Genomic DNA, 7152 nt, shown 5'->3' on the forward strand with positions numbered 1-7152 from the left:
TCCTTTCACGTGGTGGGCGGCATGCCGAGGGGTTCGGCATCCCGGGTCGTGGCTCCGGCGGTGGGGGACGCGGAGGGGGGTGGGGAGGCACCGCCGGACGCGGCGTCCGGCAGCCGGCGGGGCGGGCGGGCGAGACGGCGCCGCACCGCCCGCGTCAGGCGCCCCGCCAGCCCGGCGAGCCCGGTCGGGGCGACGTACATCACCACGATGATCAGCAGGCCGAACACGACACCCGGCGCGGCCTCGCTCACGTCCTGGGAGATGCTGGGCACGTACATCACGAACGCCGCGCCGAGCAGCGGCCCGTACAGCGAGCCCAGCCCGCCTACCACCAGGCCCGCCAGCAGCGTGATGGAGAGCACGAAGGTGAAGGAGTCCGGCGACACGAAGCCGATCACCCAGGTGTAGACGCAGCCCGCCACGCCCGCGAACATCGCGCTCCAGGCGAAGGCCAGCGTCTTGTGGACGGACAACCGCACGCCGAGCATCTCGGCCGCCGCCTCGTTCTCCCGCACCGCCAGCAGCGCCCGGCCGGTCCGGGAGCGCTGCACGTTGCGGGCCACCAGCAGGGCGACCGCCGCCACGGCGAGGGCGAGGAAGTACAGCCACTGGTCCTCCGCCAGTCCCGTCCACTCCGGCGGCACCGGCTTGTCGACGGTCAGCCCCATGGAACCGCCGGTCACCGACGCGTACCGCTTGAGGAGCGGCGGCAGGAAGACCGCCAGGGAGAGCGTCACCAGCGCCAGATAGAGACCGCGCAGCCGCAGCGCCGGCACGCCGAAGGCCAGCCCCAGCAGGAAACACCCCACGGCGGCCACCGGCAGCGTGGCGAGATGCGGCAGGCCGGTGCGGTCGAGCAGCACGGCCGCGGTGTAGGCGCCCGCCGCGAAGAAGGCACCGTGTCCCAGCGAGATCTGCCCGCCGTGCCCGACGAGATGGTTGAGGCCGGCCAGCGCCACGGCGTACAGCAGCACCATGGTCAGCTGGAAGACCCGGAAGGGGGCGAAGTAGAACGGCGCCCCGAGGACCGCGGCGGTCACGGCCGCCGCCGCCAGCAGGCGGAGCGCCCGCGCCGCCGGGGCGCCACCGGTGAGAGGACGTGCGTCGTTCATGCCCGCTCCACCGCCGCCCGGCCGAAGAGTCCCTGCGGGCGCAGCAGCAGCACCACCAGGATGATCAGCAGCGGCACCCCGATCTTCAGATCGGCGCCCACCGCGTCCACGTACGCCCCCGCCAGCGTCTCGGCGACGCCGACGACCAGACCGCCCGCGACCGCACCGACCGGGCTGTCGAACCCGCCCAGGGTGGCCGCCGCGAACGCATAGATCAGGACGCCGCCCATCATGTTCGGCTCCAGGAAGAGCTGCGGCGCCACCAGCACCCCGGAGAGCGCGCCGACCGTGGCGGCCAGCCCCCAGCCGAGCATCAGGACCCGCCCGACCCGGACGCCGGACAGCCGGGCGGAGACCGGGTTGCAGGAGACCGCACGCATGGTGAGCCCCACCGAGGTGTGCCGGAAGAGCAGATAGAGCAGCCCCATCACGGCCGCCACCACGCCGACGACCCCGAGCACGGACCAGCCGAGGCGCACCCCGGCGAGCTCCGCGCCGCCGTCCGGGAACGGCTGCGGGAAGCTCTTCACGGTGAACGACCAGATCAGGCCCGCCGCCGCGTTGACGAAGATGAACAGCCCGACGGTGACGATGACGATCGTCAGCTCCGGGGCGCCCTCGACGGGCCGCACGATCACTCGTTCGATCAGCATGCCGCCCACGAACGAGACGCCCAGGGTGACCGGCAGCGCCAGCCAGAACGGCATCCCGGAGTGGACCAGCTGCCAGGCGACGTAGGTGGAGAACATGGCCAGCTCGCCCTGGGCGAGGTTGACGATCCCGGTGAACCGGTGGATCAGCACCAGCGCCAGGGCCAGACTGGCGTAGACGGCGCCCGAACCCACCCCCTGCACCACCTGCTGGAGGAATTCCGTCATGCCGGTCACCCGCCCGTCCCGGCACCGGCGGACACCCCGAGATACACCTCGGCCACCTGGCCGTCCCGGCTGATCTCCGCGGCCGGCCCCGACAGCATCAGCCGGCCCGACTCCAGTACATGCGCCCGGTGCGCGACATCCAGCGCGAGCCTGGCGTTCTGCTCGACGACGACCACGGTGGTGCGCTCCTCCTCGTTGACGGTACGGACGATCCCGAACAGCTCGCGGGTGACCAGCGGCGCGAGCCCCAGCGAGGGCTCGTCGAGCAGGAGCAGGGCGGGCCGGAGCATCAGCGCCCGGCCGATCGCCAGCATCTGCTGCTCGCCCCCGCTGAGGCTCCCCGCCGGCTGCCGGTGGCGCTTGCGGAGCTTGGGGAAGTAGCCGTAGACCCGCTCCAGGTCCTCCGCCACCGCCGCGCGCTCGTCCCGGCGGGCCGCCCGGCGGGAGAACACCTGCGCAAGCCGCCCCCCGCTGCGGAGGTAGGCGCCGACGCGCAGGTTCTCCTCCACGGTGAGGTCGTTGAAGGTGCCCCGCCCCTCGGGCACGTGCGCCACGCCGAGCCGGGCGGCCTGTTCCGGGGAGCGGCCCAGCAGTTCGGTGCCGTCCAGCGTCACCGAGCCGCGCCCCCGCACCATGCCGCTCAGCGCCCGCAGCGTCGTGGTCTTCCCCGCCCCGTTCGGCCCGAGGATGGCGCACACCTCGCCGCGGGCCACCTGGAAACCGATGGCGTGCAGCACTCGCGCCTGCCCGTATCCGGCGTGCAGTCCGGACACCCGCAGGAAGTCCGGCTCGCCGCCGGGCACGGGCCGGTCCGGGGTGTCCGGCCTGGTGTCCCGGCGGCGCTCCTCCGGCACGGGTTCCGGCGCCGTCGCCGGTCCCGTCACCGGCGTCGCAGCCGCCGGGTCCCCGGTGCTCACGGCGCTCTTCCCCGGTGTCGCCGGCTTCTCCGGGCCGCTCATGCCGCCGCCCCCAGGTACGCCTCGATCACGGCCGGATCGCGCTGCACCGTCTCCGGCGGCCCCTCGGCGATCTTCCGGCCGAACTCCAGGCAGACGACCGTGTCGCACAGGCCCATCACGAAGCCCATGTGGTGCTCCACCACCACGAGCGTGAGCGCGAAATCCCCGCGCAGCTCCCGCACCAGGCCGGCGAAGTCCTCGACCTCGCCGTGACTCAGCCCGTTGACCGGCTCGTCCAGCAGCAGCAGCCGGGGCCGCGCCGCCAGCGCCCGCGCCAGCTCGACCCGCTTCAGGGTGCCGAACGGCAGCCCACTGGCCGGGCGGTCCGCGACGTCCGTGAGGTCGAGCCGGCGCAGCAGCTCCTCGGCTCCCTCCCGGAGCTCCGCCTCCTCCCGGCGGACCCGGGGCAGGCGCAGCGCGGCCGAGGCGTAGCCCGTGCGGCCCCGGTGGTGGGCGCCGATCAGCACGTTCTCGCGGACCGTGAGGCGCTGGAAGAGCCCCAGGTTCTGAAAGGTCCTGGCGATGCCGCTGCGGGCCACCGTGTGCGGCGGCATCGCCAGGAGATCGCTGTCCTCGTAGCGCACGTTGCCCGCATCGGGGGTGCAGCGCCGGGTGAGGCAGTTGAACAGTGTGGTCTTGCCGGCTCCGTTGGGACCGATGAGCCCCACGGCGGTGTGCTTCCCGACCGAGAATCCGACGCCGTCGAGTGCCGTGATTCCGCCGAAGCGCACGGTGATACCGTCGACCGTGAGCATGGGATGCCGCCCTTCACAGGTACTGGGGGGTGGGCGAGCGAAACAGTAGGTGGGCGTCCCGCCCAGGGGCATTGGGCGCGGAAACCCAACTTCGCCGCCGCGCCCCTGTGCGCCGCGCACAGTTCCCCGCCGGTGGACACCCGGACCATTGACGTCCGGCTGTGCGGCGGTCACGATCCCGGCATGTCCCGCGCACCCCTCCTGCGCCCGCCCCGCCTCTCCGAGCCCCAGCGGCAGGAGCGGCTGCGACTGCTGTGCGCGGTGAAGGAGCGGGTCGAGGAGGTGGCCGACACCGCCGTCGCGGTGATGCGCGCCGAGATCCCCTCGTACGCCGTACAGGACGCGCCGTTCTTCGCGGACGTGCGCGACCAGGTGCTGGCCCACTACCGCATCCAGCTCGCCCTGCTCGCCGACGAGCGTCGCATCGAGCCGGAAGACCTGGTGTTCAGCCGGGCGGCGGCCATGCGCCGGGCCCGGGCCGGCTTCCCGCTGGAGGACTGGATCAACGCCTTCCGCGTCGGCCGGCAGGTCTTCTGGGACGCGGTCCTGGAGTGCGCGGGCCCCTCGGAGGCGGCGCGGGAGGCCGCGCTCTCCCTGGTCGCCCCGATCATGCGCTACGTCGACTACGCCGGCAGTCACGCGGCGCAGGCCTATGTCGAGTTCCAGCAGCACGTCGTCGCCGACGCCGACCGCGAACGCCGCGACCTGCTGGAGCAGCTCCTGGCCGGGGCCGCTCCCGGCCGCGGGCCGCTGCACGCCGCCGCACAGGCGTACGGCATCGGTGCCCAGGCGCCGATGATGGTGGTGACCGGGGCCTGCGTCGGCGGCAGCCGGCACACGGGCGAGGACGCGGCGGCGGAGAGCGGCTACGCCACCAGCGCGGCCGTCTCCTCCGCCGGGGCGCGCGGTGGGCGCACGCTGGTCGTGGTGCGCCACGGCGAGATCGTGGCCGTGCCGGTGCTGCGCACCGGGATGGAGCCGGAGGACGTGTGCGCCCGGTTCGAGACGGTGCAGCGCAGCCTGGCCCGCGACGGCACGGTGCTCGCCCTCGGGGTCAGCACGGTGGCGCACGGCGTGGCCGAACTGCCGCGCGCCTACCAGGAGGCGCGCTCCGCCCTCGACCTGGTCCCACCCGGTGGCGGGATGACCGCGCTGCCGCGGATGTCCTCCTTCGACTATCTGGCGCTGCGCGCCGACGGCATCGCCCGCCAGCTCGTCGACCCCCGGATCACCGCCCTGCTGGACGAGGACGACCGGCGTGGCGGCGTGCTCGGACGGACGGTCCGGGCCTTCGCGGACGCCGACATGAACCTGCGGGTGGCCGCCGCCCGGTTGCGCGTGCACCACAACACCGCGCACTACCGGCTGCGCCGCATCGAGGAGCGAGCCGGGCGCAACCCGCGCCGGATCGCCGACCTGATGGAACTGCTGGTCGCCCTCGCTCTGCGCGAAGCGGCCGGGGAAGACGAGGACGGGCAGTGAGCCAGACCGGAACAGAGCGCACCGCACCACAGGCCGCAGCGGAGTCCCCCACCCGGACGGCGCTGCTGGAGGCCGCACTGGACGTCTTCGCCGAGCGCGGCTACGCCGACGCGAGCGTCACCGAGATCGCCACCCGCTCCGGCAGCCCGGTGGGCAGCCTCTTCCAGCACTACGGGGGCAAGCGTGGTCTCTACCTGGCGCTCTGGGAGGACTTCCAGGAGAAGCAGGAGCACCGCACGGCCGCGGTCCTCGCCGAGCTGCGGACTCGCGGAGTCGACGACCCGGTCGCCCGCTTCGTCGCCGGCGCCCGCGCCTATCTGGAGGGCGCCTGGGAGCAGCGGCGCATCGGCCGGCTGCTCTCCGGCGAGGACGGCCCGCCGGGCTTCGACGCGCTGCGCCGGCAGTGGGACCGGTCCTGGGTGCGGCGGAACTCCCGGTTGCTCCGCGTGGACGAGACGCACCGCGCGGGGCGGGTGCGCGTACGGGTGCTGACCACCGTGATCGGGGGCGCCGGCCGGGAGCTGGCCGACTGCGCGGACGAGGGCGAGGCACGGGAGATCGTGGACGAGGTGTGCGGCATCCTCGCCCGGTTGTCCGTACCGGGGGACCACTCCGGGCCGGAGGCGGGGACAGTTGCGTCCGCGGCCTGTCCCGGGCCCGGCCCCCGTGGATAGTCTGGCCGGGACGACGACCGGGAGGAGTACCCACGTGGCCGACGGCACCCTCACCGCCGCGGAGGCGAGGCCCGAGCTGGACCTGGCCGGCGCGGACTGGCAGTCCGGCTCCCAGGGGAAGGGCGATGTGGAGATCGCCTTCGTCGAGGGCTTCATAGCGATGCGCAACGCGAGGGACCCGGAGGTCCCGGCGGTGATCTTCTCGCCGAGCGAGTGGCGTGCGTTCGTGCTGGGGGCCCGCGAGGGCCGGTTCGACCTGACCTGACCCCGGCCGGCTCCCGCCCGGCCCCGCACGGGCGGGGCTCGCCCCCGGACCGGGCCGGGCCGGTGCACCGTGCGGGCCGGCCGGTGTGGGCGCCCGCGGGAGCGGCCGTACGGCGCCACGTACCATGGCCCACATGTCGTTCCTCCGCCGCCGCAGCGCGCCCGTACCCGCCGGGCCGGACTTCGACGTCCTGGCCATGGACCCCTCCGACTGGCCGGGTGATCTCGGGGCGGGGCTGCTGCCCGCCCCGGACGGAAGCTGCCAGGGCGTCTTCCTGCGGTACGACCTCTTCGGCGGCCGTGGACCCGCCATGATCATCGGCAATCTGCCGGAGGGTTCCCCGTTCCGCGAGGTGGGGGAGGGGCAGGTGCCCTTCGAGGTCGCCCAGCTCCTCGCGGCGCTCGGGAACGAGGAGCAGGTGGAGGTCACCGGCGTCGAGGAGGACCCGGTGATGCACGAGGACAACCTGCTCATCGTCCGGCGGCTCACCTGCTCGGAGGAACGCATCTCCTGCGTGCAGTTCGACCGCAGCGACGGCGTGCTGGTCACCATCGCGAGCTGGGACCGGCCGATCTCCGACGACCTCTACGCCCTGCTCAAGCCGCTGCCCGCGGAGATCTTCCGGCAGGGCCGATAGGGCCCGTCCGGCGGATCTTCTCGGGCCCGCGACGCCTGGCACGCACGCGCGCTGCCTTGCCGCCTCGTCCACGTACGCCCCGTACGAGAAGCCTCCTCCGCCGTGCGCTCGCCCCCAGCCCTTCGGCCCGGGAGGTACCCCCTCGACGCCGCGGGCTGGTCCTCAGAGATCCCCCGGACAGCACACCCGGCGCCCGTCCGGGGTGCTCGCACCCGCCGGGACCACCCCCACGTCCCCGGCCTTCACGAAGGCGACGCGGTGCCCGAGCTGGATCTGGTGGTAGCGCCGGCCGCCGCGGACCACGACGGACTTCCGGCCCTCCGGGTCGTGGCTCCTGGCCCAGTAGTACTCGCCGGGGGTGGTCAGGCCCCAGGCGTAGTGCTGGCCGGG

General features: G+C 74.0%; 9 protein-coding genes. 4 read left to right on the top strand and 5 right to left on the bottom strand.

Annotated elements, in window-relative coordinates; translation table 11 throughout:
* Positions 1-5: 5 nt before the first annotated feature.
* From HOY81_RS15230 to HOY81_RS15245, 4 genes are read right to left on the bottom strand one after another with little or no spacing between them, the layout of a single operon-like run.
* Positions 6-1112 carry a branched-chain amino acid ABC transporter permease gene (locus HOY81_RS15230; RefSeq protein WP_237320930.1) on the bottom strand — a complete coding sequence of 369 codons (1107 nt, stop codon included), beginning with the start codon at positions 1110-1112 and terminating at the stop codon, positions 6-8.
* Positions 1109-1990 carry a branched-chain amino acid ABC transporter permease gene (locus HOY81_RS15235; RefSeq protein ID WP_237320932.1) on the bottom strand — a complete coding sequence of 294 codons (882 nt, stop codon included), beginning with the start codon at positions 1988-1990 and terminating at the stop codon, positions 1109-1111. The genes HOY81_RS15230 and HOY81_RS15235 overlap by 4 nt, the downstream gene beginning before the upstream one ends.
* A gap of 5 nt (positions 1991-1995) precedes the next feature.
* The gene (locus tag HOY81_RS15240) at positions 1996-2907 is read right to left on the bottom strand and encodes an ATP-binding cassette domain-containing protein (RefSeq protein ID WP_237320934.1); all 912 of its coding nucleotides are present in this window, start codon (positions 2905-2907) and stop codon (positions 1996-1998) included.
* A gap of 38 nt (positions 2908-2945) precedes the next feature.
* On the bottom strand, positions 2946-3704 hold the full coding sequence (locus HOY81_RS15245) for an ABC transporter ATP-binding protein (RefSeq protein ID WP_237320937.1): 759 nt from the start codon (positions 3702-3704) through the stop codon (positions 2946-2948).
* 183 nt (positions 3705-3887) lie between these two features.
* Here HOY81_RS15245 and HOY81_RS15250 point away from each other — a divergent pair, with 183 nt between their 5' ends.
* The 4 genes from HOY81_RS15250 to HOY81_RS15265 all read left to right on the top strand — a co-directional run bounded on the left by HOY81_RS15250 (position 3888) and on the right by HOY81_RS15265 (position 6762).
* Positions 3888-5186, top strand: coding sequence for a CdaR family transcriptional regulator (locus HOY81_RS15250; protein WP_237320938.1), 1299 nt, complete (start codon positions 3888-3890; stop codon positions 5184-5186).
* Positions 5183-5860: a TetR/AcrR family transcriptional regulator gene (locus HOY81_RS15255; RefSeq protein WP_237320940.1), complete on the top strand. Its 678-nt coding sequence runs from the start codon at positions 5183-5185 to the stop codon at positions 5858-5860. Before HOY81_RS15250 ends, HOY81_RS15255 begins: the two co-directional genes overlap by 4 nt.
* Positions 5861-5894: 34 nt before the next feature.
* Positions 5895-6125 (top strand): DUF397 domain-containing protein, encoded by a 231-nt coding sequence (locus HOY81_RS15260; RefSeq protein ID WP_237320941.1) that lies wholly within the window; start codon positions 5895-5897, stop codon positions 6123-6125.
* Between the two features lie 133 nt (positions 6126-6258).
* On the top strand, positions 6259-6762 hold the full coding sequence (locus tag HOY81_RS15265; protein ID WP_237320942.1) for a hypothetical protein: 504 nt from the start codon (positions 6259-6261) through the stop codon (positions 6760-6762).
* A 162-nt stretch (positions 6763-6924) separates the two neighbouring features.
* Here the strand turns inward: HOY81_RS15265 and HOY81_RS15270 are convergent.
* Positions 6925-7152, bottom strand: a 228-nt coding sequence (locus HOY81_RS15270; RefSeq protein WP_237320943.1) for a hypothetical protein, incomplete at its 5' end; no start/stop codon positions are given.

Source organism: Streptomyces sp. JJ36, from assembly GCF_021696945.1.
Lineage (GTDB): Bacteria > Actinomycetota > Actinomycetes > Streptomycetales > Streptomycetaceae > Streptomyces.